This window comes from Streptomyces sp. NPDC002779 (assembly GCF_042888685.1).
Lineage (GTDB): Bacteria > Actinomycetota > Actinomycetes > Streptomycetales > Streptomycetaceae > Streptomyces.
In genome coordinates, this window is sequence record NZ_JBIAQC010000006.1 from 481954 (window position 1) to 505664 (window position 23711).

The 23711-nt window shown below is 71.8% G+C and carries 18 protein-coding genes; 8 read left to right on the forward strand and 10 right to left on the reverse strand.

From position 1 onward, the window contains the following. Positions 1 to 5: 5 nt before the first annotated feature. From ACFYW5_RS20295 to ACFYW5_RS20315, 5 genes are all read right to left on the reverse strand, one after another. Positions 6 to 1640 (reverse strand): LCP family protein, encoded by a 1635-nt coding sequence (locus ACFYW5_RS20295; RefSeq protein WP_389418399.1) that lies wholly within the window; start codon positions 1638 to 1640, stop codon positions 6 to 8. 62 nt (positions 1641 to 1702) lie between these two features. After that, entirely contained in the window at positions 1703 to 3418 is a 1716-nt protein-coding gene (locus ACFYW5_RS20300; protein WP_389418400.1) for an LCP family protein, read from the reverse strand. A gap of 208 nt (positions 3419 to 3626) precedes the next feature. Further along, positions 3627 to 5342, reverse strand: a complete 1716-nt coding sequence (locus tag ACFYW5_RS20305; RefSeq protein ID WP_389418401.1) for an LCP family protein — start codon at positions 5340 to 5342, stop codon at positions 3627 to 3629. A 244-nt stretch (positions 5343 to 5586) separates the two neighbouring features. After that, complete coding sequence (locus ACFYW5_RS20310; protein ID WP_389418402.1) at positions 5587 to 6765, reverse strand: LCP family protein; 1179 nt, start codon at positions 6763 to 6765, stop codon at positions 5587 to 5589. Positions 6766 to 6907: 142 nt separating this feature from the next. Further along, positions 6908 to 7666 (reverse strand): TIGR03089 family protein, encoded by a 759-nt coding sequence (locus ACFYW5_RS20315; RefSeq protein WP_389418403.1) that lies wholly within the window; start codon positions 7664 to 7666, stop codon positions 6908 to 6910. A 129-nt stretch (positions 7667 to 7795) separates the two neighbouring features. Here ACFYW5_RS20315 and ACFYW5_RS20320 point away from each other — a divergent pair, with 129 nt between their 5' ends. Further along, a complete protein-coding gene (locus tag ACFYW5_RS20320; protein ID WP_389418404.1) occupies positions 7796 to 9163 on the forward strand; it encodes a peptidoglycan recognition protein in 1368 nt (455 codons plus the stop codon). Between the two features lie 172 nt (positions 9164 to 9335). Then, positions 9336 to 10418, forward strand: coding sequence for a sugar phosphate nucleotidyltransferase (locus ACFYW5_RS20325; RefSeq protein WP_389418405.1), 1083 nt, complete (start codon positions 9336 to 9338; stop codon positions 10416 to 10418). A gap of 221 nt (positions 10419 to 10639) precedes the next feature. Here ACFYW5_RS20325 and ACFYW5_RS20330 read toward each other — a convergent pair whose 3' ends face one another. From ACFYW5_RS20330 to ACFYW5_RS20345, 4 genes are all read right to left on the reverse strand, one after another. After that, on the reverse strand, positions 10640 to 11641 hold the full coding sequence (locus tag ACFYW5_RS20330) for a DNA-3-methyladenine glycosylase family protein (protein WP_389418406.1): 1002 nt from the start codon (positions 11639 to 11641) through the stop codon (positions 10640 to 10642). Between the two features lie 88 nt (positions 11642 to 11729). Then, a complete protein-coding gene (locus ACFYW5_RS20335) occupies positions 11730 to 13031 on the reverse strand; it encodes a coenzyme F420-0:L-glutamate ligase (RefSeq protein ID WP_389418407.1) in 1302 nt (433 codons plus the stop codon). After that, complete coding sequence (gene cofD / locus ACFYW5_RS20340; RefSeq protein ID WP_389418408.1) at positions 13028 to 13987, reverse strand: 2-phospho-L-lactate transferase; 960 nt, start codon at positions 13985 to 13987, stop codon at positions 13028 to 13030. Before cofD ends, ACFYW5_RS20335 begins: the two co-directional genes overlap by 4 nt. Positions 13988 to 14020: 33 nt before the next feature. Continuing rightward, positions 14021 to 14509 carry a cysteine dioxygenase gene (locus tag ACFYW5_RS20345; RefSeq protein ID WP_389418409.1) on the reverse strand — a complete coding sequence of 163 codons (489 nt, stop codon included), beginning with the start codon at positions 14507 to 14509 and terminating at the stop codon, positions 14021 to 14023. A 657-nt stretch (positions 14510 to 15166) separates the two neighbouring features. Here ACFYW5_RS20345 and ACFYW5_RS20350 point away from each other — a divergent pair. The 3 genes from ACFYW5_RS20350 (at position 15167) to ACFYW5_RS20360 (ending at position 20732) form a co-directional block, all read left to right on the forward strand. Beyond that, entirely contained in the window at positions 15167 to 15430 is a 264-nt protein-coding gene (locus ACFYW5_RS20350; RefSeq protein WP_010034659.1) for a WhiB family transcriptional regulator, read from the forward strand. Between the two features lie 170 nt (positions 15431 to 15600). Continuing rightward, positions 15601 to 19242: a glycosyltransferase gene (locus ACFYW5_RS20355; RefSeq protein ID WP_389418410.1), complete on the forward strand. Its 3642-nt coding sequence runs from the start codon at positions 15601 to 15603 to the stop codon at positions 19240 to 19242. Continuing rightward, a complete protein-coding gene (locus tag ACFYW5_RS20360; protein ID WP_389418411.1) occupies positions 19239 to 20732 on the forward strand; it encodes a DUF5719 family protein in 1494 nt (497 codons plus the stop codon). Before ACFYW5_RS20355 ends, ACFYW5_RS20360 begins: the two co-directional genes overlap by 4 nt. 17 nt (positions 20733 to 20749) lie before the next feature. On the opposite strand, the gene ACFYW5_RS20365 is transcribed toward ACFYW5_RS20360, so the two are convergent. Beyond that, complete coding sequence (locus ACFYW5_RS20365; RefSeq protein ID WP_389418412.1) at positions 20750 to 21199, reverse strand: metallopeptidase family protein; 450 nt, start codon at positions 21197 to 21199, stop codon at positions 20750 to 20752. A 253-nt stretch (positions 21200 to 21452) separates the two neighbouring features. Between ACFYW5_RS20365 and ACFYW5_RS20370 the strand changes: the two genes are divergently transcribed. The 3 genes from ACFYW5_RS20370 to ACFYW5_RS20380 all read left to right on the forward strand — a co-directional run bounded on the left by ACFYW5_RS20370 (position 21453) and on the right by ACFYW5_RS20380 (position 23690). Continuing rightward, positions 21453 to 21920 (forward strand): DUF3499 domain-containing protein, encoded by a 468-nt coding sequence (locus ACFYW5_RS20370; RefSeq protein WP_389418413.1) that lies wholly within the window; start codon positions 21453 to 21455, stop codon positions 21918 to 21920. 110 nt (positions 21921 to 22030) lie between these two features. Beyond that, positions 22031 to 23395: a phosphomannomutase/phosphoglucomutase gene (locus tag ACFYW5_RS20375; protein ID WP_389418414.1), complete on the forward strand. Its 1365-nt coding sequence runs from the start codon at positions 22031 to 22033 to the stop codon at positions 23393 to 23395. A 124-nt stretch (positions 23396 to 23519) separates the two neighbouring features. Beyond that, positions 23520 to 23690, forward strand: coding sequence for a Trm112 family protein (locus tag ACFYW5_RS20380; RefSeq protein WP_086725970.1), 171 nt, complete (start codon positions 23520 to 23522; stop codon positions 23688 to 23690). Positions 23691 to 23711: the final 21 nt, after the last annotated feature.

A 23711-nucleotide genomic window follows, 5' to 3' on the forward strand; every position in this document is an offset into this window, starting at 1 on the left:
CCGGCCTAGAACGTGAAGGCCGGGTTCACGTGCATACAAGCCCCTTCGTCGGCGCCGTTGAGGGCCTTGTCGGCGTCGGGCATCTTGTCGTCCCTCTCGGGCGCCTTGTACGCCGTACCCTCGCGCCAGTCGCCGCCCACGACGAGCGTCACCCCCGTGACCTCCGTGGAGCGCTTCACCGAACTCAGCGGAATTCCCAGGGACTTGGCGACCCGCTGGGCGTCGCCCTCCAGCTCCGCGCTCGGGTAGCGGACGAGCGTACGGTCCTCGCTCAGGAGCTTCGACTGATCGGCGACCGCCTGCGTGAAGCCCTCCTCCTGGAGCAGCCCGGTCACCGTGTTCGCACGCCCGCCGACCGCGCCCAGGGTGTCGCTGCCGGTGCCGTTCTGGACCTGCACGGCGATCTCGCCGTCGGGCGCGGCCGGGTCGTCCGAGAGCTTCTCCTCGGTCTTCGCCTTCTTCTTGCCCTTGCCGTCCAGTGCGATGTCCTCGCGCACCAGCCGGAACAGCTGCTCGGCGTCCTCGGTGGGCTCCACCTGCGCGCCCACGTACCGGTTCGGCATCGTGGCCATGGTGATGCGCTCCGGCTTCACCTTCCGCAGCTCGTTGCTGAGCTCGAAGAGCTTCTTCACGTCGTCGAGACCGGGGTCGACCGTGAGCGCGTCGGTGGCCTCCTCGGCCAGCCTGCGCAGCTTCAGCGGGCTGCTGAGGGTGGCGTTCTCGCGCAGCTGCCGGACCATCGAGCTCATGTACATGTGCTGGGCCTTGGCCCGGGCGAGGTCGCTGCCGTCCTCGAAGCCGTAACGGGTGCGCAGCCACTGCAGGGCCTGCTCGCCCTTGATCGGGTGGGTGCCCTCCTCCAGCTTCAGCCCGGACCCGTGGCCCTCGCTGTCGCGCGAGTGGATGTTGGCGTCCACGCACACCGGGACGCCGCCGACGGCGTCCGCCATCGACACCACGCCCGCGAAGTCGACCATGATGAAGTGGTCGATGTGGATGCCGGTGAGCTCCTGCCAGGTGGCCACCGTGCAGCCCGGGCCGCCGTTGCGCAGGCTCAGGTTCGTCGTCACCCGGCCGTTGCTCGCCGGGTACTCCTCGTCGTCGTCCGGGTCGGTGCACTTCGGTATCCGGACGAGGGTGTCGCGCGGCATGCTGATGACCGACATGTTGGTGCGGTCGGCCGACAGGTGCAGCAGCATCTGCACGTCCGCGCGCGGCGGCGTGCCGAAGGTCTCCCGCGCGCCGCCGAGCTTCTGGTTCTCCTTGGTGTCCCGCGCGTCCGAGCCGATGAGCAGGATGTTCAGCGGGGTCTGCCCGGCGGCGTTCGGCGTCGGCTCGGCGACCTTGTTGTCCCCCAGGTTCAGGTCGTCGTGCTTGATGTTGCCGTTCAGGTGCCGGTAGTAGAGATACCCGGCCCCGGCGGTACCGACGATGAGCGCCGCGAGCACGGTCGCGGACCACTTCACGGCCCGCCGCCCCCGCGCCTCCCGCGCTCTGCGGCGGCCGCCCCGGCCCTCCCCGCCGTCGGCCACCCGGGCGCCGCCCCCCGCGGCACCCGGAGCGGCCTCGCGCACACTGCTCTGCGTCACTTCCCCGTCCTCCCCACCCATACCGATCGAACCGCCCCACCCCTGCGCCATGGAACGGGCCCGCCGTACGTCCTGTCAGACGCTCGGCAGGCCCGTCAGGTCGCCTCAGTGGCTCAACCGGAGCACTGGACCTTGTCCGCCGTCGACTTCTCCACGTCCGGCGTCTTCACCGAGGAGGAGTCGAGCGGCACGCCCGCTCCCTTGAAGTCCTTGCCCAGGATCAAGGTCATCGTCGGCAGACCCTGGGCGTTGAGCTCGCTCTCGCCGGGCTTCAGCGCGGACCCGGACAGACCCATGATGTCCGCCAGCCGACGAGCCTGATCTGCCTGGTCAGGAGCGTACTCGAGAGTCGTCTTCGGCTGTTCTACGCCCGCGTTGCCCGCGTTCTCGGACTTGTCGACGCCCGCCTGCGTCTGGAGCCAGGCGAGCTGCGCCTGCGCGCTGCCGGAGGCCGCGCCGCCGTTGAGGATGCGCACCCGCACCTCGGAGGCGTCGGCCTTGGGGCCCTTCAGGCGGGCGGCCACAGCGGCGGCTTCCTTCTTCTTCTCTGCCTTGACCTCGGTGAACGACACGTCGTTCTTGATCATGTCGAAGACCTGGGGCGCCGTCGCCTCGTTGAGGACGACCGTCGCCTTCACCGCCTCGGCCGGGTTGTCCTTGACCGGGACGGTGGCGAAGGTGATGTTCTTCGGCGGTACCTTCTTCAGCTCCAGGGCGATGTCCTTGAGCGTGCCCACGCTGCCTATGGCCTCGTCGACCGTCAGCGCCTCGGTGGCGGCCTCGGCCAGCTTCAGCAGCTTGGTCGGGCTGGTGAGGGTGTCGCCGGAGGACATCTTGCGCATCAGGGAGCCGAGGAACTGCTGCTGCGCCTTGATCCGGTCCAGGTCACCGCTGTTGCCGAAGCTCTTGCGGGTCCGCAGGAAGGCGAGCGCCTCCTCGCCCTCCACCGTCGATTCACCCGCGGGCAGATTGAGCTTGGAGTCCTCGTCGTCGACGGCGCGCTCCAGACAGATGTCGACCCCGTCCACGGCCGTCGTCAGCGTCTTCACGGCGTTGAAGTCGGCCATCATGAAGTGATCGACCTCGATGCCGCTGAACTCCTCGACCGTGCGCATGCTGCAGCCGGGGTCCCGGCCGCTCTCGCCGAGCGAGCGGTTGAAGCGGACGCCCTGGAGCCCGGGGATCGTCTCCTCGGACCCGTCCTCCAGCGTCGTCTCGCAGTCGGGGATGTCGACGATCAGATCGCGGGGGATGCTGAGCGCGGTGGCGTTCGACCGGTCCTTGGCGACATGCAGCAGGATCGTGGTGTCGGCGTGTCCGGTACTGCCCTTGTCGCCGTAGCCCTCGTTGCCCGCACCGGTGCGCTTGTCCGTACCGAGGATCAGGATGTCGAAGGCCTCGTCCTTCCTGAAGTTGCTCGCGCCCGCGTCACCGATGTCGATCGTGTCGACGTTGCCCTCGAGGTGCTTGAGGTAGAGATAGCCGCCGGTGGCGACCGCCACCAGCACGAACGCCATCGAGCCGCCGGTCCACAGCATCGCCCGCTTCGTCTTCGACCTGCCGGGCCTGCGCCCGCGCCGCCCCGGCGGCTCCTCGGGCTCGGTCCCGCGTCTGCGCGGCGGCGGCACCCTGCGGCCAGGCGCCTGTGTCGGCCGCGCGGTGGTGCCGTCCGGCCGGGGCGCGGAGCGGCCGCGTGGGCCGGGGACGGGGGAGCGGGGTGACTGCGGTGCGGAAGTGCTCAGTCGCAGTTCGTATTCGCCGGTGTTCGGATTGAGTACCCATTGGTCTGCGGGGTCGATGTTCTCCGACCGCCCACGGGCTGCGTCCACGGTTGTCCGAATCCTCCGTCGGGAAGGCGCCGCGCGGAACGTCGCCGCGGGGCCCGATGCACCGGATCGCTCACACTATCCGCACACTTCGGCGTCGAGCGACGTCGGTGAGAAATTCCACGTGCGTACAACCGAATGAGGCATCCCTACAAGCGGTCAATTCGTTCCATTTCCCTGACCGATCGGTGAACTGACCGGTCACCCGGGGTCACTTGGCGCACTGGACCTGATCCGCGGTGGACTTGTCCACGCCTTCGGGGGTCTTTCCCGACGGCGATCCGGTGAGCGGAACGCCCGCGCCCTTGAAGTCCTTGCCCAGGGTGAGCGTCATGGTGGGGAGCCCCTGGGCGTTGGTGACGCTCTCGCCGGGCTTCATCGCGGAGCCGGCGAGTCCCATCAGGTCCGCCAACCGCCGTGCCTGATCGGCCTGTTCGGGCGCGTACTCCAGCGTCGTCCTCGCCTGTGCCGCACCGGCGTTGCCCGCGTTCTCGGACTTGGTGACGCCCTCCTCGGTCTGCAGCCAGGTCAGCACCTCCTGGGCGCTGCCGGTCTCCGCGCCGCCGTTGAGGATCTGCACGCGCACCTCGGAGGGGTCCGCCTTGGTGCCCTTCAGACGGGCGGCGACGGCGGCCGCCTCCTTCTTCTTCTCCGCCTTGACCTCGGTGAACGACACATCGTTCCGGATCATGTCGAAGACCTCGGGAGCCGTCGTCTCGTTGACGACGACGGTCGACTTCACCGCCTCGTTCGGGTTGTCGACCACCGGGACCGTGGTGAACGTCAGGTTCTTGGTGTTGAGCTTGCCCAGCTCCAGGCCGAGGTCCTTCAGCTTGCCGATGCTGTCCAGCTGGGAGTCGACGGTGAGCGCCTCGGTGCCCGCCTCCGCCAGCTTCACCATCTTCGTCGGGCTGGTGAGCGTGTCGTTGGACTTCAGCTTGCGCATCAGCGAGCTCAGGAACTGCTGTTGCAGTCCGATCCGGCTCAGGTCGCCGCCGAAGCCCACGGAGTGCCGGGTGCGCAGGAAGGCCAGCGCCTGCTCGCCCTCGATGGTGTGCGTGCCCTGGGACAGCTTCAGATGCGAGTCCGGGTCGTCGATGTCCTTCGCCAGGCACACCTCGACCCCGCCGACCGCGCTGGTGAGCGTCTTGACCGCGTTGAAGTCGGCCACCATGAAGTTGTCCGGGGTGATCCCGGTCAGCTCGGTGACGGTCCGCATGGTGCAACTGGGCGTACGTCCGCCCTGCCCGAGGCTGGTGTTGAAGCGCACGCCGCTCGACCCGGGGATGACCTTGGTGGACCCGTCCTCCTGCGTGGTCGGGCAGTCCGGGATGTCGACGACCAGATCCCGGGGGATGCTCAGCGCGGTGGCGTTCGACCGGTCCTTGGAGACATGCAGCAGGATCGTGGTGTCGGCGTGCCCGACGCTGCCGGAGTCGCCGTAGCCCTCGTTGCCGGACCCGGTGCGCTTGTCGGTGCCGATCAGCAGGATGTTGATGGCCTCGTCCTTCTTGAAGCCACCGGTGCCGGCGCCGTCGTCCGAGACGGAGTCGATGTTGCCGTTGAGGTGCTCCAGGTAGAGGTACCCGGCCCCGGCGGTGGCGATCAGCAGGAACGCCATGCTGCCGCCGGTCCACAGCACGAACTTCTTCGCCTTGGACGGCTTCTTCCCGGGGCGCCGTCCGCGGCGCCCGGGCAGGGGCTCCTCGGGCGCTCCGCGCCGCCGCCGCGGCGGCGGGACCGCACGTCCCGGACGCGGTGCGCGCACGGGCGCCGCGGTCCGGGTGGCGGATCTGCGGGGAGCGGCGACGGCCGACTGCGCTGCGGATGAGCCCAGTCGCAATTCGTATTCGCCGGTGTTCGGATTGAGCACCCACTGGTCGGCGGGATCGATGTTCTCCGCCCGCCCACGGCCTTGCGCGTCCACGGTTTTCCGAATCCTCCGTCGGGGCCACGCGGCGCCTTTCCCCCTCCAAGGCGCTCGGGTCTCGGTCAGACAGTGCGCGACCCCATGACGTACCAGGGTGGAACGGCGTGGCCAGGTGCACCGGGTCGCTCACACTATCCGCCCAGTTCAACGTGGAGCGACGACGGTGACAAATTCCACGCCCCTACAACCGGTCAATACGGAGCATTTCCGTGAACCGGTGTTCGTCGCCTTGGCGTGCCCTTTACCCGCAACCGTCCTGGGCGGCGGTGTTTCCCCGGAAGGTGGGGGCGGGGGAGGAGGCGCGAGAGGGAGCGCGCCGGTCGCGGGCGTCCGCTTCGCTCGCTCCCGGACGACCCTTTTGGCTGACTTCGACGGGCGTGTCGTTCCGTAGCCGCTCGAACAGTCTTTCCGCTTCGGGCTCCACGAGCTGGTCGCGATTGACGTTGTAGACGTACGACTCCCGGGGAACGGTCAGAAATTGCACACGTTCGGTGGGGATGTCGCGCGCACCCCGGACGAGTTGGTACAAACCCCGCAAGCTGGCCAGCGCCGGATCGGTGGTCAGCGAGGACGTGGCGGCATCGAGAACGGGATACAGCCGAGCCGGGTTCAGCAGTACGTCATTGCTCTGCACCTTGTTGACGAGGGCCCCGAGAAAGCGCTGCTGACGCTCCATGCGGTCGGTGTCACTGCCGTTCCCCAGGGATTTGCGGGCCCGTACGTACCCGAGAGCCTGCTCCCCGTCGAGGTCCACCCGCCCGGCGGGAAGCCGCAGCTTGGCCGCCTTGTCGTTGATGGGGTGCTTCAGGCAGACCTCGACGCCGCCCACCGCGTCGACCATCTTCTTGAACCCCCGGAAGTCCACGACCATGTGGTGGTCGATCCGCACGCCGGTGAGTTTCTCGACCGTACGGATGCTGCACGCCGAGCCGCCCATCTCATAGGCGTAGTTGAACATGGCGAACACGGGCTCGGTGCGCTCGCCGCCCGGCCGCAGACAGGACGGCACGTCGACCATCAGGTCCCGGGGCAGTGACACGGCGGTGGCGCTGCGCCGGCCGGCGGACAGATGCAGCAGGATGGTGGTGTCGGACCGCTCGGTGCCCGAGTCCCGCCCGTACCGCCGGTTATCGCCACCGGAGCGGGTGTCGGACCCGATCACCAGGATGTTCCGTGCGCCCTTGACCAGGGAACTGGGCCGCTCGTTCTCGTAGCGGGCGAGCTCGGCGGCGGCGGCCTCGTCCGGGGTGATGTTCCCGTCGAGCTTCGCGTAGACCGCCCATCCGGCGCCCAGCGCCGCCAGCGCCACGACACCCACGCCGAGCGACGTCCTGCGGACCCACCGCCGACGCCGGCGTATGAGCCCCGTCCCGCTGGCCCGGGCTCCCCACCCCGAGGCCTCGCCTCCGTTTTCGGTCACGTCTACGTCCATCCCTCATGGCGTGCGGCCCGAAATCTCCTTGGTGTCCCTTACGACCATGACGGGGACGGCGGGAGGGGGGTGAGCGGTGATGGGCCGAACGGGGGAGGGGCCCGACTCCGGGGAACTCACTGCGCGGAGGTCACCGGGCCACGGCGGTGACCCGTTCGCTCTCGATCCGCTGGGCCAGGGCCTCCTCGTTCAGCTCCGCCAGGTTCCGGCACAGCACCACCGACCCGCCGGTGGCCAGCGCGCCGTACAGCCCGGCGTTCAGCCCCTCCCACGTGTCGTACCCCAGCCCCGACAGGATCCGGGACCCCGGCCCGGTCAGCCCCAGCCCCGTCGCCTCGTCCCGCGCCCGCTCCACGACCTCCGCCCCGCTGAACTCCCGTCCGGCGACGATCAGCGCCGCCCCCTCGGGGTCCACCGCGGAGAACGGCACGAACCGGTCCCCCTGCCCCGGCACCTCCACCGCGTAATCCGCGAACCCGGCCGGCGCCTGCGGGAAACGCCCGCCCAGCGGCCGTAGCGCCAGGGCGATCCGCTCCCCGCCGCAGCTCCGCGCCGCGTCCAGCGTGTCCGGACCGCTCACCACGACGTCGGCCGCGGCCACATCCGCGCCGCCCACATCCGCGACGGCCCCCACGGACGAACAGGCCAGCAGCCACACCGCCGTCTGCCAGTGCGCGGGCAGCAGCAGCGCCACCCGGTCCCCGGGCCCGGCCCCCAGATCCCCCTGGAGGAGATTCGCGGTCTTGGCCACCCAATTGGCGAAGGTGGCCACGGACAATTCGACGCGTTCCCCGGTGGCATCGTCGTAGAAGGTCACCAGGGGACGCCCGGGGTCCGCGGCAAGCGCGGAACGCAGCAGGTCGGCAGGGGTGCGATCGGTGGCATTCACCCGCGTTAGCGTACGCGCGCGGCACCCCCCGCACCCCCCGTGCCCACCACCGATTCGGCCGAGCATCGCGCGACGCCCCGTCAAGTCCCCGATGGACAGATATGTATGACTATGTCCAACATCAGGGGCATGCGTGGATTCCTTGCTTCCTCGATCGGTGTAACTTGCGCGGCCGCTCTCGTTCTTCCGCTGGCCCCATCCGTCGCCGCGGCGCCCATGAGCCCAGCGCCGACGGCGGAAGCGGTCACCGCACCCGGCGAGAGACCGACCCCCGGCCACACCGAGTCCCTCCCCCTGACGACGCTCCCCAGCACGAGAGCGACCCCCACCACCCCCGAACAGGGCCTGCCCCCCCGAGACGTACGCCGCTTCTCCCTCGTCGGCGTCATCTGGGACGACCCCGACACCGAACTGCACGGCCGTGTCGAGGTCCGCACCCGGGCCACGGCCACCGGCACCTGGTCCGGCTGGCAGGACCTGGAGACCCACAACGCCGAACACGCCGCCGACCCGGACACCGCCGAACGCACCTCGGGCCGGGTACGCGGCTCCACCGCCCCCCTGTGGGTCGGCGACTCGGACGGCGTGGAGGTACGCGTCAGAGCGGACCAGGCCGAAGACCCGTACGCCAACCCCCTCCCGGCAGGACTGCGCCTGGAACTGGTCGACCCGGGCCGGCAGGAGCCCCTGCGCCCGGCCACCCGAGCCGCCGCCCCCCAGGACACCCCCGCCACCACCCTGACCGCGGAGACGGCGGCGGCCTCCGCCGCCAACGCCGAACTGGCCCCGCTGGGCGCCCTGGAGATCCCGGAGCTCACCCCCGACCGGACCCGCGAGGAACTCGTCACCCTGCGCGGCGCCGACCTGACGGAGGAGCAGAGGGCGAAGCCGTACATCGGCCCCCGCCCCCGCATCGTCACCCGCCGCGGCTGGGGCGCGAACGAGAGCTGGCGGGAGAAGAAGTTCGTCTACACGAAGAAGGTGAAGGCGGCCTTCGTGCACCACACGGCGTCCGGCAACGGGTACAAGTGCTCGCAGGCGCCCTCGGTCATCCGCGGTATCTACCGCTACCACGTCAAGAGCATGGGCTGGCGGGACATCGGCTACAACTTCGTCGTCGACAAGTGCGGAAACATCTACGAGGGCCGGGCCGGTGGCGTGGCCAAGCCGGTCCTCGGCGCCCACACCCTCGGTTTCAACACGCACAGCATGGGGATCGCCCTCCTCGGCAGCCACGGCAGCAGCAAGCCGTCCGGCGCCGCCGTGAAGGCCGTGGCACGGCTCACCGCCTGGAAACTCGGTCTCTACGGCGCCAATCCGCGCGGAAAGACATACCTGAAGTCCGGAGGTGGCAATCTCTACGCAAAAGGTAGGAACGTACGACTGAACGTGATCTCCGGCCACCGTGACGGCTTCGCCACGGAGTGCCCGGGCTGGCAGATGTACCGCAAGCTCGGCACGGCCCGCACGACGGCGGCCAAGCTCCAGGGCCGCTGACCGGGCGCCGCCGCCGGAAGCACCCATTCACCGCCATCGGGGGGAAGGCGGATCCATGACGAACGCCGCACTGCCGTCGAGGGCACCGCACACGGTCCGCACACCACGGGCTGCATACACTGACCGGCCGAAAGACAGTTCGGCCGGTCCCGGCAGGAAGCGGAGACAACAGGTGACAGAAGCGATCCTCCTGGTCGGCGGCAAGGGCACACGGCTGCGGCCGCTCACCGTGCACACGCCCAAGCCGATGGTCCGGGCGGCCGGGGTCCCCTTCCTCACCCACCAGCTCGCGAGAGCGAGAGCGGCGGGCGTCGACCACATCGTCCTGGCCACGTCCTATCTGGCCGAGGTCTTCGAGCCGTACTTCGGCGACGGCGCCTCGCTGGGCCTGCACATCGAGTACGTCACCGAGGAGGAGCCGCTCGGCACGGGCGGCGCCATCCGCAACGTCGCCTCCCGGCTGCACTCCGCTCCCGACGACCCGGTCCTGATCTTCAACGGCGACATCCTGACGGGCCTGGACATCAGGGCGCTGGTGAACACCCACCGGCGCACGGAGGCGGACGTCTCCCTGCACCTGACGCAGGTGACCGACCCGCGGGCGTACGGCCTGGTCCCCACGGACGAGACGGGCCGGGTGACGGCGTTCCTGGAGAAGCCGCAGACCCCCGAGGAGATCGTCACCGACCAGATCAACGCGGGTGCCTACGTCTTCCGCCGCTCGGTCATCGACACGATCCCCACGGGCCGGCCGGTCTCCGTGGAACGCGAGACCTTCCCCGACCTGCTCTCCGCGGGAGCACACCTCCAGGGCATGGTCGACTCGACGTACTGGCTGGACCTGGGCACCCCGGCGGCCTTCGTACGGGGCTCCGCGGACCTGGTGCTGGGCCGGGCCCCGTCCCCCGCGGTCCCCGGCCGCTGCGGCGACCGTCTCGTCCTGCCCACGGCCCGGGTCGCCCCGGACGCCAAACTGGCGGGCGGCACGGTGGTGGGCGAGGGAGCCTTCGTGGCGGAGGGCGCCCGCGTCTTCGGCAGCACGATCCTGCCCGGCGCGGTCATCGAACCCGGCGCGGTCATCACGGACTCCCTGATCGGCACCCGGGCCCGAGTGGGCGAACGCTCCATCCTCACCGGCACGGTCATCGGCGACGGCGCGGTCATCGGCCCCGACAACGAACTGACCGACGGCGCCCGAGTCTGGTGCGACGCCCAAATCCCCCCAAGATCCCTCCGCTTCTCCCCGGACCAGTGACCACGCCCCCCACGGACGCCGAGCCAGCCGGGCATGTACAGCGTTCCGATGTCTTGAGACAGGCCACGCCCACCGGGCGACGCAGGTCAGCCGATTTCAGCCCGCCCGGCGTTTGAGGACGAGGCCCCTTCAGGGCCGACAGCGGGGGTCTGGGGGCGCAGCCCCCAGGGAGGGACGGGTAGGGGCGGCGGGGGCGAGAAAACCCCCGCCCCGCACCCACGTCACAACCGCCCGATATCCCCCACAGGCATCTTCGGCGCCCGCCGCCCCGGCACCCGCCCACTCAGCAGAATCAACCGCGCCGCCCGATGCCGCTGCCCCGCATACGGCTCCAGCAGCGACAACATCACCGCGTCATCCGCATCCCGATCCCCCGCGAGCGCAAACCCCACGATCCCCGGCAGATGCACATCCCCCACGGTCACCGCATCCGCCGCCCCATGACTGCGCTGCACCACTTCCGCAGAGGTCCAGGGCCCCACCCCCGGCACCACCTCCAGCCGCGCCCGCGCATCCTCCGGCGCCATCCCCACCGCCTGCTCCATCCGCGCAGCCACCCGAACGCACCGCAGGATCGTCGACGCCCGCTTGTTGTCCACCCCCGCCCGATGCCACTCCCAGGACGGAATCAACGCCCACGTCCGCGCATCCGGCATCACACACATCCGCCCGGGCACGGGCCCGGGCGCCGGCTCCCCGAACTTCCGCACCAGCAACCGCCACGCCCGATACGCCTCATCGGTCGTGACCTTCTGCTCGAGAATCGACGGAATCAACGACTCCAGCACCAGCCCGGTCCGCGTCAGCCGCAGCCCCGGCCGCCGATGCCGGGCCAACGCCACCACCCGGTGCCGGGGCACGAACGCCTCGGGATCATCCGCGGCACCCAGCAATTCCGGCACCCGCTCCAGCAGCCACTCGGCCCCGGGCCCCCACGCCTCCGCCCGGACCGCCGCCCCCTGCGCGGCCACCCGCAAGGTCCCGGGCCCGAGGGGCGTACGACTGGCCCGCCACACGGCCCCGTCCGGCATCGCCCGAAACGTGGGATCCCCGGGCCCCCGCCGCAACGGCCCGAGCACCAGACGCAGATCGAGCGGCCCCGGAGGCACATACGTCCGCACCCGCCCCGCCACCGAGGCCTGCCGCGGCACCCCGGCGGGCACACCGACCTGCCCCCCGCGCACGGTCGTACGCGTGGGCCGAGGAGCGAAACGTCCAGCCACGATCGATGTCCTAGGGATGAGGAGGGAAGCCCCACGAGGGAAGCCTTACGAGGGAAGCCCTACGAGGGTAGGCCGAAGCCGCCGTACGTCAGCGCACCTCGATGAAAGTCCCCGCGTCCCGCCCGGCACGCGGCCGAGGCTCCTCCGCGGGATGCCCCACGGCCACGGCCCCCATGGGATCCCACTCCTCCGGCAGCCCCAGCACGTCCCGCACGACCTCGCGGCAGAACATCGTCGACGACACCCACGCCGACCCGAGCCGCTCCCCGGCCAGCGCCACGAGGAAGTTCTGCACCCCCGCCCCGGCGGCCACCACGAACATCTCCCGCTCGGCGGCGTCCCGCCGCGGATCGCCGTAGGTGTGTGATCCGTCCATGACGAGGCACGGCACTACCAGGTAGGGCGCGTTGCGCAGCACGTCCCCTCGCCGCACCCGCTTGGCGATGGACTCCTCGCTCTTGCCGTCCCGCCGCAGATCCGCGATCCAGGCGTCCCGCATCGCGTCGAGCAGTCGCACCCTGGACTCCGCCGACTCCAGCAGCACGAACCGCCACGGCGTCGTGTGATGCGGCGCCGGCGCCGTCACGGCCGCGGCGACCGCCCGCCGCACCGCCCCGGGGTCGACGGGTTCACCGGTGAAGGCCCGGACCGTACGGCGCTGGGTGACCGCGAGCCGTACCGCCTCCGAGGTCCCCAGCCGGAACATGTCGTCGCGCCCGCCGCGCACCATGGCCCGCGCCCCCTCGCCGTCGTCCCCCGACAGCACGTGCGGCAGCCCGCGCACCACGGCCACGGGCAGTCCGGCGGCCTTGCCCTTCACCAGGTCACCGGCGGCGGCCAGTTCGTCCGCGGTCGCGACGACGGTCGCGGCGAGCGGATTGCCGTACGCGTCCGTGCCGCCGCGCAGGTCGTCGAGCACCCGCACCCCGGCGGCGCCGATCGCCACGTCCGTGAGCCCCGAGCGCCAGGGGCGCCCGAAGGTGTCGGTGACGACCACCCCGACCTCGACGCCGAGGGCGTCCCGCAGCCCGTCCCGGATCGCGCGCGCGGACGCGTCCGGGTCCTCGGGCAGCAACAGCACGGTCCCGGCCGGGGTGTTGGAGGCGTCGACCCCGGCCGCGGCCATGACCAGGCCCTGCCGGTTCTCCACGATCCGCAGCGTGCCGCGGCGCGCCACGACCCGTACGGTCTCGGCGTCGATCGCGGCCTCCCGGTCGGCCGCGCGCACGACCCGGCCCTCCGCCTTGGACACGATCTTGGAGGTGACGAGCAGCACGTCGCCGTCGGCCAGCGCGGGCTCCGCCGCCGCGATCAGCTTGGCGAGATCGTCGCCCGCCGTGACCTCGGGAAGTCCGGGCACGGCCCAGACCCGGTAGGAGACCTCGCTCACACCCCCCGCACCTCCTCGGCCAGCGCCAGCGCCGCACGCGCCATCCGCGCGGTCGCGTCGAGGTCGGTCATCATCAGCGGTACGGCCCGGCAGCGGATGCCGGCCGACTCGATCCGCTCCACGGAGGCGGCGTCCACGGTGTCGACGAGCCAGCCGTCGAGCAGCCCGGAGCCGTAGTGCTCGGCGACCGCCGCGGCCGTCGACTCCACGCCGACCGCCGCGAGCACCTTGTCCGCCATCCCGCGCACGGGCGCGTCCCCGACGATGGGGGACAGGCCCACCACCGGCACCCCGGCGTCGGCGATGGCCTCCCGGATGCCGGGCACGGCGAGGATGGTGCCGATGGAGACGACCGGGTTCGACGGCGGGAACAGGACGACGTCCGCCTCGGCGATGGCCTCCAGGACGCCCGGGGCGGGCTTCGCCTGCTCGGCGCCGACCGGCACGACGGCCTCGGCGGGGACGGAGGCCCGCAGCCGTACCCAGTACTCCTGGAAGTGGACCACCTTGCGCGCGCCGTCCAGCTCGACGGCGACGTGGGTCTCCACGCGGTCGTCGGTCATCGGGACGAGCCGGACGCCGGGCTGCCACCGGTCGCACAGCGCCTCGGTGACCGCGCTCAGCGGATACCCGGCGCCGATCATCTGGGTCCGCACGATGTGCGTGGCGAAGTCCCGGTCACCGAGTCCGAACCACTCGGGACCCACACCGTAGGCCGCGAGCTCCTCCTTGAGATGGAAGGTCTCGTCGGCCCGCCCCCAGCCCTGCTCCTCGTTGATGCCGCCGCCGAGGGTGTACATCACCGTGTCGAGGTCCGGGCAGACCTTCAGCCCGAAGAGGTGGATGTCGTCGCCGGTGTTGCCGATCACGGTGATGTCCGCGTCCGGCGCGGCCTGCTTCAGACCGCGCAGGAACCGGGCACCGCCGATGCCGCCTGCCAGAACCACAATGCGCATGGAGCAAGCATGGCAGGCGGGTCCGACAATGCGTCAGGCGGTCACGACCTCGCAGGCCGGGGCGGGGTGCATCGGCATCTCCGTCAGTCCCGGGTAGTAGACGTGCAGGCTGACCGCCGGCTCCAGCGCGTCGTTGACCACCTCGTGCGCGTAGCCCGGCGCGAACACCCGCTGCGCACCGGGCGCCAACGCGCGCGTGCCGCGCTCGGTGCGCTCGGTCAGCGTGCCCGCCAGGACGGTCAGGACGCCGGAGGAGGGGCCGTGGTCGTGCAGTCCGCTGCCCTGTCCGGGCACCCAGGACAGCAGCCAGACCTCGTAGCCGGGGCCGGTGCGCAGCCGGTGGTACCAGCGGGAGGTGGCGTCGTAGCGGACGAGGTGCTCCCACTGGGAGCGGTCGGCGGCGATGGAGCGGGCCAGGCCGACGAACTCGGAGACGGTGGCCGGGTGCTCGCGCGGAGCCTGGAGGAGGTGCGGGACTTCGAGGATGTCGCCGGCGATCTGGAGGTCGCTGTCGCTGTTCATGGGTGGGGTGGTTCCTCAGTGAAAGAAGGTCAGAGGGGAACAAGGAACCGAGTCGCAGGGGACGGGACCCGGCCTGCAGCTGGAGCGGGAACGGCTCAACAGCTGGGACAGCAACAACAGCCGCGACGAGCGTGGACAGCACCGAGGGACCCGGCGGTGCGGGTCGAGGTGAGTGCCAAGTTCGCGAGCATGCCCACAAGGACAGCGGTTCACACCTTCACTGTCAACTCGCCCCCCGGTATGTGGGACGTGGTTCACCTCATCCGGTTCATCTGGCTGACGAAAGGTTTGTGCACGCGGCACCCGGGACACATGGCGCTCTACCGGGCGCACCAGCCTCGTTGCCGTCCCGTGATCCGTCTGTGATCCGGTTCGCTTCGGCGCGCGCGTCGGAACGAGATCGAACTCCTGGGCGTCCTTGTCCGTACTAGCCCTGTACGGGCCGGAGGCCCTCGTGGGTCCTCTCCGCGTGTCAAGGTTTATGCCGATTTGAACACTTTCCGCTAGGCCTTGGTTCCGCAGAGTGAATAAGGGGCCCAATAGCAGATCTCGGCTTGACTCGCCCGGAGCAGCACACTTGTAATTTCACTCGTGTCGTTCAGCCGGAATCGGTAACGGCTACATCACGGGGACGCGAAAGACGGACGAGGGGCGCACATGACCGAGACGGTGCAGCAACTGCTGGTCGACGACGCGGACGAGGAACTCGGCTGGCAGGAGCGCGCACTGTGCGCCCAGACCGACCCCGAGTCCTTCTTTCCCGAGAAGGGCGGCTCCACCCGCGAGGCCAAGAAGGTCTGCCTGGCCTGTGAGGTCCGCTCCGAGTGCCTCGAGTACGCCCTCGCCAACGACGAACGCTTCGGCATCTGGGGCGGTCTGTCCGAGCGTGAACGCCGCCGCCTGAAGAAGGCCGCCGTCTGACCGGACGGCACCGCCGCACGCGATCAGCGGCCCGTCGCACGTGGGTTGTCCACAGGCGGCGGGCCGTCCGCATGCCCAGCCGATAGTGTGGGCGCTCGTCCGAGACGCCCCGCTGTCCCCCAGGGGCACAGGCGTCCACCGCAGTCCACCGAACCGGGGCCCGTACCTCGATGTCCGTGCACAGCCACTCGGCAGCCCAGCAAGACCCGGCTGCCTCGCCAGAGTTCCCGCGTCACGTGGTGACCGCGGTCCTCGTCTCCCACGACGGTGCCCGCTGGCTGCCCGACGCGCTCGCCGGGCTGCTCGGCCAGGAGCGCCCGGTGCAGTCCGTCGTGGCCGCCGACACCGGCAGCGCCGACGACTCCGCCCAGCTGGTCACCGAGGCCCTCGGCGCCGACCGCGTCCTGCATCTCGCCCGGCGCACCGGCTTCGGCCAGGCCGTCGAGGAGGCCGCCCGCACCGCGCCGGTCCTCACCCCCGACGAGCTGCCGTACCTGAAGCGGCCGAGCGGCTGGGACCCGGTCACGCGCACCTGGCGCGACGACGCCTACGACCTGCCGGAGCTCCCGCACGGCGAGCCCGTCCAGTGGCTGTGGCTGCTGCACGACGACTGCGCCCCCGAACCCGACGCCCTGGCCCAGCTGCTGCGGGTGGTCGACAACGAGCTGGAGCTCGGCCGCGACGACGTCGCCGTCGTCGGTCCCAAGCTGCGCGGCTGGTACGACAGACGGCAGCTGCTGGAGGTCGGCGTCTCCATCGCCCACTCCGGCCGCCGCTGGACCGGCCTGGACCGCCGTGAGCAGGACCAGGGCCAGCACGACCACGTCCGGTCCGTGCTCTCCGTGTCCACCGCCGGCATGCTGATCCGCCGCGATGTCTTCGAACAGCTCGGCGGCTTCGACCGGCGCCTGCCCCTGATGCGGGACGACGTCGACCTGTGCTGGCGCGCCCAGTCGGCCGGCCACCGCGTCCTCATCGCCCCCGAGGCCGTCGTACGCCATGCCGAGGCCGCCTCCCGCGAGCGCCGCACCGTCGACTGCGCGGGCCGCACCACGGCCTCCCCGCACAAGGTCGACAAGGCCGGCGCCGTCTACACCCTGCTCGTCAACAGCCGCTCGGCCGTGCTGCCCTGGGTGCTGCTGCGGGTGATCCTCGGCACCCTGCTGCGGACCGTCGCCTATCTCGTCGGCAAGGTGCCCGGACAGGCCCTGGACGAGATCCGCGGGCTGCTGGGCGTGCTGCTGCGACCCGAGCGGATCATCGCCGGACGGCGCGTCCGGGGCCGCCCGGTCGTCGACAAGGACGAGCTGCGGCCGCTGTTCCCGCCGCCCGGCGCGACCGTGCGGGCCACCGTGGAGCAGGCCGCGGGCAGTCTCCTCGGCAGCTCCGCCGCCGAGGCCACCTCCGGTGCCGGACGGCACGGCGGCGGCATCGAGTCCGGACCCGGCGGCGACGACGCGGAGTTCCTGGAGATCGAGCAGTTCGCCCGCCTCAAGCGCATCGCCCGCAAGCCCGGCCCGGTGCTCTTCCTGGTGCTGCTGCTCGTCTCGCTCGCCGCCTGCCGCGAACTGCTCGGCGCCGGCGCCCTCGCGGGCGGCGCCCTGCTGCCCGCCCCGGCCGACTCCGCGGAGCTGTGGGCGCACTACCTGGACTCCTGGCACCCGGTCGGGACCGGCGGCACCGCGTCCGCGCCCCCGTACCTGGCGCTCGTGGCGATGCTCGCCTCGGTGCTGTTCGGCTCGGCCGAACTCGCGGTGACCGTCCTGCTCGTCTGCTCGGTGCCGCTGGCCGGGCTCACCGCCTACTTCGCCTCCCGCCCGCTCGTACCCTCGCGCCTGCTGCGCGCGTGGGCGGCCGTCGCCTACGCCTTCCTGCCCGCCGCGACCGGCGCCCTCGCCGGTGGCCGCATCGGCACCGCCGTCCTGGCCGTCCTGCTGCCGCTCGCCGCACGCGCGGGCGTCGCCGCCGCCGGCCTCGCGAACAGCTCCGGCGCGCGCGGCAGTTGGCGCGCCACCTGGGCGTACGCCCTGCTGCTGACCGTCACCACGGCCTTCACGCCGATCGTGTGGCCGATCGCGCTGCTGCTGGGCGTGGCCCTGCTCGCCGTGCGCCGCACCCACATCACCGCCTACGGCCTGCGCTTTTTGGCCCAGCTCGGCACCCCGCTGCTGGTCCTCGCCCCCTGGTCGCTGACCCTGCTCCCGTTCGGCTTCTTCGACGAGGCCGGCCTGGAGTACGGCTCCTCGGCCGCCGGCGCCCTGGACCTGCTCGGCGCCAGCCCTGGCGGCCCCGGCACGGTCAGCGGGCTGCTGCTGATCGGCGTCGTGCTGGCCGCGCTGGCCGCCCTGCTGCGCTCGGAACGCCAGTCCGGCATCCGGACGGCGTGGGCGGTCGCCCTGACGGGCCTCGTCTTCGCCGTCCTGTCCAACGGCTCCACCTGGGCCGGCCCCGCCACCCTCGTCTACGGCATCGCGCTGCTGGCCGCCGCCCTGCTCGGCGCCGACGGGGCACGCGCCCGCGTGGCCGAGCAGAGCTTCGGCTGGCGCCAGCCCGTCGCCGCGCTGATCGCCCTCGCGGCCGCCGCGGGCCCGCTGCTGGTCGCCGCCGGCTGGATGATCGACGGCGCCGACGGGCCAGTCGAGCGGCGCGACCCGGTGCAGGTGCCCGCGTTCGTCGCCGAGGAGAGCGGCAACCGCGACCAGACCCGCACCCTCGTCCTCGACAGCGACTCCGCGGCCCACGTGAGCTACACCCTGGTCCGCGGCTCCGGCGCCCGCCTCGGCGACGGCGAACTCGCCGCGGCCGACGGCGAGAACGAGGGCCTCGACAAGATCGTCGCCAACCTCGTCGCCGGGTCCGGCGCCGACCAGTCCGACCAGCTCGGCAAGTTCGCCGTGGCCTACGTCCTCGTCCACAAGGGCGCGCCCCGCGACGTCACGCGCGTGCTGGACGCGACGCCCGGTCTGAGCCGGCTCAGCCAGCAGCACGGCAGCGCGCTGTGGCGCGTCGACCAGGAGGTCGCCCGCGCGACGATCGTCACCGGGACCGGCGAGCCGCAGCCCGTGGCCGCGGGCCCCGTCGAGATCCACACCACCGTGCCCGAGGGCGCCGACGGCCGCACCCTGCGGCTGGCCGACACCGCCGACGAGGGCTGGACGGCCACCCTGGACGGCAAGCCACTGACGCCCACCACGGTCGACGGCTGGGCGCAGGGCTTCGAACTCCCCGCCTCCGGCGGCAGGCTGGACGTCACCTTCGAGGACCCGGTCGGCCACACCGCCTGGCTGTGGGTCCAGGGCTCCCTCGCCGTCGTCCTCGTCGTCCTCGCCCTGCCCGGCCGCCGCCGCGATGTCGATGACGACCTCCCCGAGGAGCCGGTGATCCCCGCCCAGGCCGTGTCCGGCGAGGGCCGCCGCGCCCGCCGCCTGCGCGCCCAGGCGGAGGCCGAGGAGCAGGGCCGCCCCGACGACTTCCCGTCTCCCCCGCAGGAGGCGCCCCCCGTCCCGGTCCCGCAGCAGCAGCCCTACGGCGCGTACGACACCCCGCACTACGCGGGCGCCCCCGAGTACGGCGGCTACGGCGAGCAGTACCAGAACGGCCAGGCGTACCCGGCGAACGGCTACGACCAGGGCTACCAGGCGGATCCGTACCAGACCGGCCAGTACGACCCGTACGCCTACGGCGGACAGCACCAGCAGGGCACGTACGACCAGGGCCAGTACGACCAGACGTACCAGCAGGGTTACGACACCGGCTACGACCCGCAGCAGCCGCAGCACGGCGCCGAGCGTCCCGACGGGAGCCAGCAGTGAACCGCACCACCCTCTCCCTGCTCGCCGGTGTGACCGCGCTCGCCGCCGTCACCGGATACGCCACCCTGAGCGCCCCCGAGGCGTCCGGCAAGGACAGCGCCGAGGCGGCGGCCGTGCTGCCCGTGGAGCGCACGAGCCTGCTCTGCCCGTCGCCGAGCACCTCCGACCTCGCGGAGACGGCGTACACCTCCTTCACGCCCGTCACGAAGGGCACCGGCAGCGGCGGCAAGGCCGAACTCGTCGCCGCGGCCGGGCAGTCGGCGGAGGATACGGAGAAGAGCGACAAGAAGGCGGACGACGAACCGGTCCTCAAGGCCGAGGAGCCGGGCAAGCCGGTCGCCGGGGACGCCTCCGGCGCCGACTCGCCCGCGCTGATCGGCACCGCTGACGGGAAGTTCGCCTCCGGCTGGACGGTCCAGCAGACCACGGAGGTCACCGCCGGCACCGGACGCGGCCTGCAGGGCGTCAACTGCACCGCCCCGGACACGGAGTTCTGGTTCCCGGGCGCCAGCACGGCGACGGACCGCACGGACTATGTGCACCTGACCAATCCGGACGACTCCGCGGCCGTCGTCGACATCGAGCTGTACGGCAAGGACGGCCCCCTGGAGACCACCGTCCCGGACGGCATCACGGTCCCGCCGCACTCCACCGAGCCGGTCCTGCTGTCCACGCTCGTCGACGAGAAGCAGACCAACCTCACCGCCCACGTCAGCGTCCGCAGCGGCCGCGTCGGCGCCGCGGTGCAGGCCCTGGACGACAAGCTCGGCGGCGACTGGCTGGCCGCCTCCGCGGACCCCTCGGGCAGCCTGGTGCTGCCCGGCATCCCCAAGGACGCCACCGCCGTACGCCTGGTCGCCTTCACCCCCGGCGGCTCCGACGCCGACCTGAAGGTCCAGCTCGCCTCCCCGTCCGGCCTGATCACCCCGGCCGGGAACGAGACGCTGCACGTGAAGTCGCGCATGACGTCCGCGATCGACCTCGGCGACATCACGCGCGGCGAGGCGGGCTCGGTGGTCCTGACCCCCACGGACCGCTCGGTGCCGGTGGTGGCCGCGCTCCGGGTGGTCCGGGGCAAGGGCGCCGACCAGGAGACGGCGTTCATCCCGGCGACCAGGCCGGTGGGCACGCGCGCGACGGCCGCGGAGAACACCGCGAAGGGCACGACCCTCTCCCTGACCGCCCCGACCGCCACGGCGAAGGTCAAGGTCACGGCATCGGCGGGCACCGAGGGCGGCACGGAGGCCTCCCGGACGTACACGATCAAGAAGGGCACGACCCAGGACGTCGACCTCCCGGCGCCGGACGGCCTGAAGGGCACGTACGCGCTCACGGTCGAGACGGTCTCGGGCGGCCCGGTCCACGGCTCCCGGACGCTGTCCTCGCCCCAGGGGAGCGTCCCGGCCTTCACGGTCCAGACCCTGCCGGACGACCGCGGGACGGTGAAGGTCCCGGAGGCGGAGCAGGACCTGTCGGTGCTCCAGGAATAGTCCAGGAGCAGGCGGGCTCAGTCCTCCCCGTACCGCGGGTCCACCGTCTCGGGAGTGAGCCCCAGCAGGTCCGCCACCTGCTCGACGACGACCTCGTGCACCAGCGCGGCCCGCTCGTCGCGCCCCTTGGTGCGGATCTCCACGGGCCGCCGGTAGATGACCACCCGCGCCGGCCGCCCCTCCCGCGCCGCGATGGACCCGCCCAGCGGCACGGCCTCGTCGTTCCAGCCCTGACCCGCGCCGTTCACCGGCGGCACCTCGAGGACCAGGAAGTCGATGTCGGCCAGCTGCGGCCACCGCCGCTCCAGGCGCTCCACGGAGTCCTGCACCAGGTCGGCGAACGCCTCGGCACGGCTCGCCGCCAGCGGCACCTGCGGTGGCGCGATCGGCCCTCGCATGCCCCGGCCGTGGCGATCACGACGGCGGGGCCCGGGGCCGGCGGCACGGGGTGGTACGGGGTTGTCCATCACTGGTGAAGCGTAGTCCTCGCGGCGGCCGGGCGCCCTGCTCCACACGGCATCGGAACCGCCGTCCACCGGCCCCGCAGCCCCTGTCGCCGGATGACCGTTCCGGCCAAGGTTGGGCTCGATTCCGTATCTCTCGAAGACCGGCACTGTCGAGGCAATTGACGGGGTTTGTACCGGGTGTTGACCGGATCCCCTCCTGCCGCATCGGCCGGAAAACGGCGTCGTCGCAGGTCAGCGAGGTGGGTCAGAAGGGATGTGTGGGGCGTTTCACACCACGACACGGTGGAGTGACCTGAGGGAGAGTCGTCGCGGCCCGCTCAAGAGTGCGGTACCGTCCAACGTCGTGAGCCCTGTACGTCGCTGTTCGCGCACCGCTTGCGGCCGTCCCGCCGTCGCGACGCTGACGTACGTCTACGCCGACTCGACCGCGGTCCTCGGCCCGCTCGCGACCTACGCCGAACCCCACTGCTACGACCTGTGCGCCGAGCACTCCGAGCGCCTGACCGCCCCGCGCGGGTGGGAGGTCGTACGGCTCCTCGACGCCTCCGCCCCGGCCCGCCCCAGCGGCGACGACCTGGAAGCGCTCGCCAACGCCGTGCGCGAGGCGGCCCGCCCGCAGCAGCGCACCGCGCAGGCCGGGGGCGGCGGGGCCCGCTCCGCGGACCCGATGGAGGTCGCGCGCCGCGGCCACCTCAGGGTGCTGCGCTCCCCGGACAACTGACGCCACGTCACCCGGATCACGGCTGAGGGCCCGCTCAGGGATCGCACAGCGCGGTGTCAGTCCGTACGGGTAGTTTGTGCAGACCGACGGGACTTTCAGGAAGGTTGGCCGTGGCTGCTGATCTGTCACAGCTGGTGAAGGCGTACGACGTGCGCGGAGTCGTACCCGACCAGTGGGACGAGCCGCTCGCCGAGCTGTTCGGCGCGGCCTTCGCCCGGGTGACCGGCGCGAGCGCGATCGTGACCGGGCACGACATGCGCCCCTCGTCGCCCGGCCTCGCGGCGGCCTTCGCGCGCGGGGCTGCCGCACAGGGCGTCGACGTCACCGAGATCGGCCTGTGCTCGACGGACCAGCTGTACTACGCCTCCGGAGCGCTGGACCTCCCGGGCGCGATGTTCACGGCCTCGCACAACCCGGCCCAGTACAACGGCATCAAGATGTGCCGGGCCGGCGCGGCCCCCGTGGGCCAGGACACCGGCCTGACCGAGATCCGCGAACTGGTCGAGAAGTGGAGCGACTCGGGCGCCCCGAAGCCGGCGCGGACGACGGGAACGGTCACCCGCCGGGAGACGTTGGAGGATTACGCGGCCCACCTCCGCTCGCTCGTCGACCTGACCTCCATCCGCCCCCTGAAGGTCGTGGTCGACGCGGGCAACGGCATGGGCGGCCACACCGTGCCGACCGTCTTCGCGGGCCTGCCGCTGGACCTCGTCCCGATGTACTTCGAACTGGACGGCACCTTCCCCCACCACGAGGCCAACCCCCTCGACCCGGCGAACCTCGTCGACCTCCAGCGGCGCGTCCGCGAGGAGTCCGCCGACCTGGGCATCGCCTTCGACGGCGACGCCGACCGCTGCTTCGTCGTCGACGCCCAGGGCGACCCGGTCTCCCCCTCCGCCATCACGGCCCTGGTCGCCTCGCGCGAACTGGCCCGCCACGGCGGCAAGGGCACGATCATCCACAACCTGATCACCTCCTGGTCGGTCCCCGAGGTGGTGCGGGAGAACGGCGGCACCCCGGTCCGCACGCGCGTGGGCCACTCCTTCATCAAGGCCGAGATGGCAAAGTCCGGCGCGATCTTCGGCGGCGAGCACTCCGCGCACTACTACTTCGCCGACTTCTGGAACGCGGACACGGGCATGCTGGCCGCGCTCCACGTCCTGGCGGCCCTGGGCGGGCAGGACGGCCCGCTGTCGGCACTGGTCGCCCAGTACGACCGCTATGCGGGCTCGGGCGAGATCAACTCCACGGTCGCCGACCAGGGCGACCGCCTCCGGGCGATCCGCGAGGCGTACGGCAGCCGCGAGGACGTCACCCTGGACGACCTCGACGGCCTCACGGTCTCCGCCGCCGACTGGTGGTTCAACGTCCGTCCCTCCAACACCGAACCGCTGCTGCGCCTGAACGCCGAGGCACGGGACGCAGAGACGATGGCGAAGGTGCGGGACGAGGTCCTGGGGATCATCCGGGGCTGACGCAGGGCTCCCCGCGGGGGCGGTCCGACGCAACGCCAACCCCCTCCGCCCCCCAAGCCACCCGCCCCGGCGGTAACCTGACCAGGCACATCCGCGACACCCACCCGCCCCCGAAGGGACCCCCATGCCGCTCGAAGCCGGTCTCCTGGAGATCCTCGCCTGCCCGGCCTGCCACGCCCCCCTCAAGGAGCAGGACGCGGAGCTGATCTGCACAGGTCAGGGCTGCGGCCTGGCGTACCCCGTCCGCGACGGCATCCCGGTCCTCCTCGTCGACGAGGCCCGCCGTCCCGCGTAACCCCGCCACGGAGGCTGCCGA

Coding starts and splice junctions, on each gene's coding strand:
- ACFYW5_RS20295 (WP_389418399.1), bottom strand. CDS start 1,640: ATGGCGCAGGGGTGGGGCGGTTCGATCGGTATGGGTGGGGAGGACGGG.
- ACFYW5_RS20320 (WP_389418404.1), top strand. CDS start 7,796: ATGCGTGGATTCCTTGCTTCCTCGATCGGTGTAACTTGCGCGGCCGCT.
- cofD (WP_389418408.1), bottom strand. CDS start 13,987: ATGCGCATTGTGGTTCTGGCAGGCGGCATCGGCGGTGCCCGGTTCCTG.
- ACFYW5_RS20345 (WP_389418409.1), bottom strand. CDS start 14,509: ATGAACAGCGACAGCGACCTCCAGATCGCCGGCGACATCCTCGAAGTC.
- ACFYW5_RS20350 (WP_010034659.1), top strand. CDS start 15,167: ATGACCGAGACGGTGCAGCAACTGCTGGTCGACGACGCGGACGAGGAA.
- ACFYW5_RS20355 (WP_389418410.1), top strand. CDS start 15,601: ATGTCCGTGCACAGCCACTCGGCAGCCCAGCAAGACCCGGCTGCCTCG.
- ACFYW5_RS20365 (WP_389418412.1), bottom strand. CDS start 21,199: ATGGACAACCCCGTACCACCCCGTGCCGCCGGCCCCGGGCCCCGCCGT.
- ACFYW5_RS20370 (WP_389418413.1), top strand. CDS start 21,453: ATGTGTGGGGCGTTTCACACCACGACACGGTGGAGTGACCTGAGGGAG.
- ACFYW5_RS20380 (WP_086725970.1), top strand. CDS start 23,520: ATGCCGCTCGAAGCCGGTCTCCTGGAGATCCTCGCCTGCCCGGCCTGC.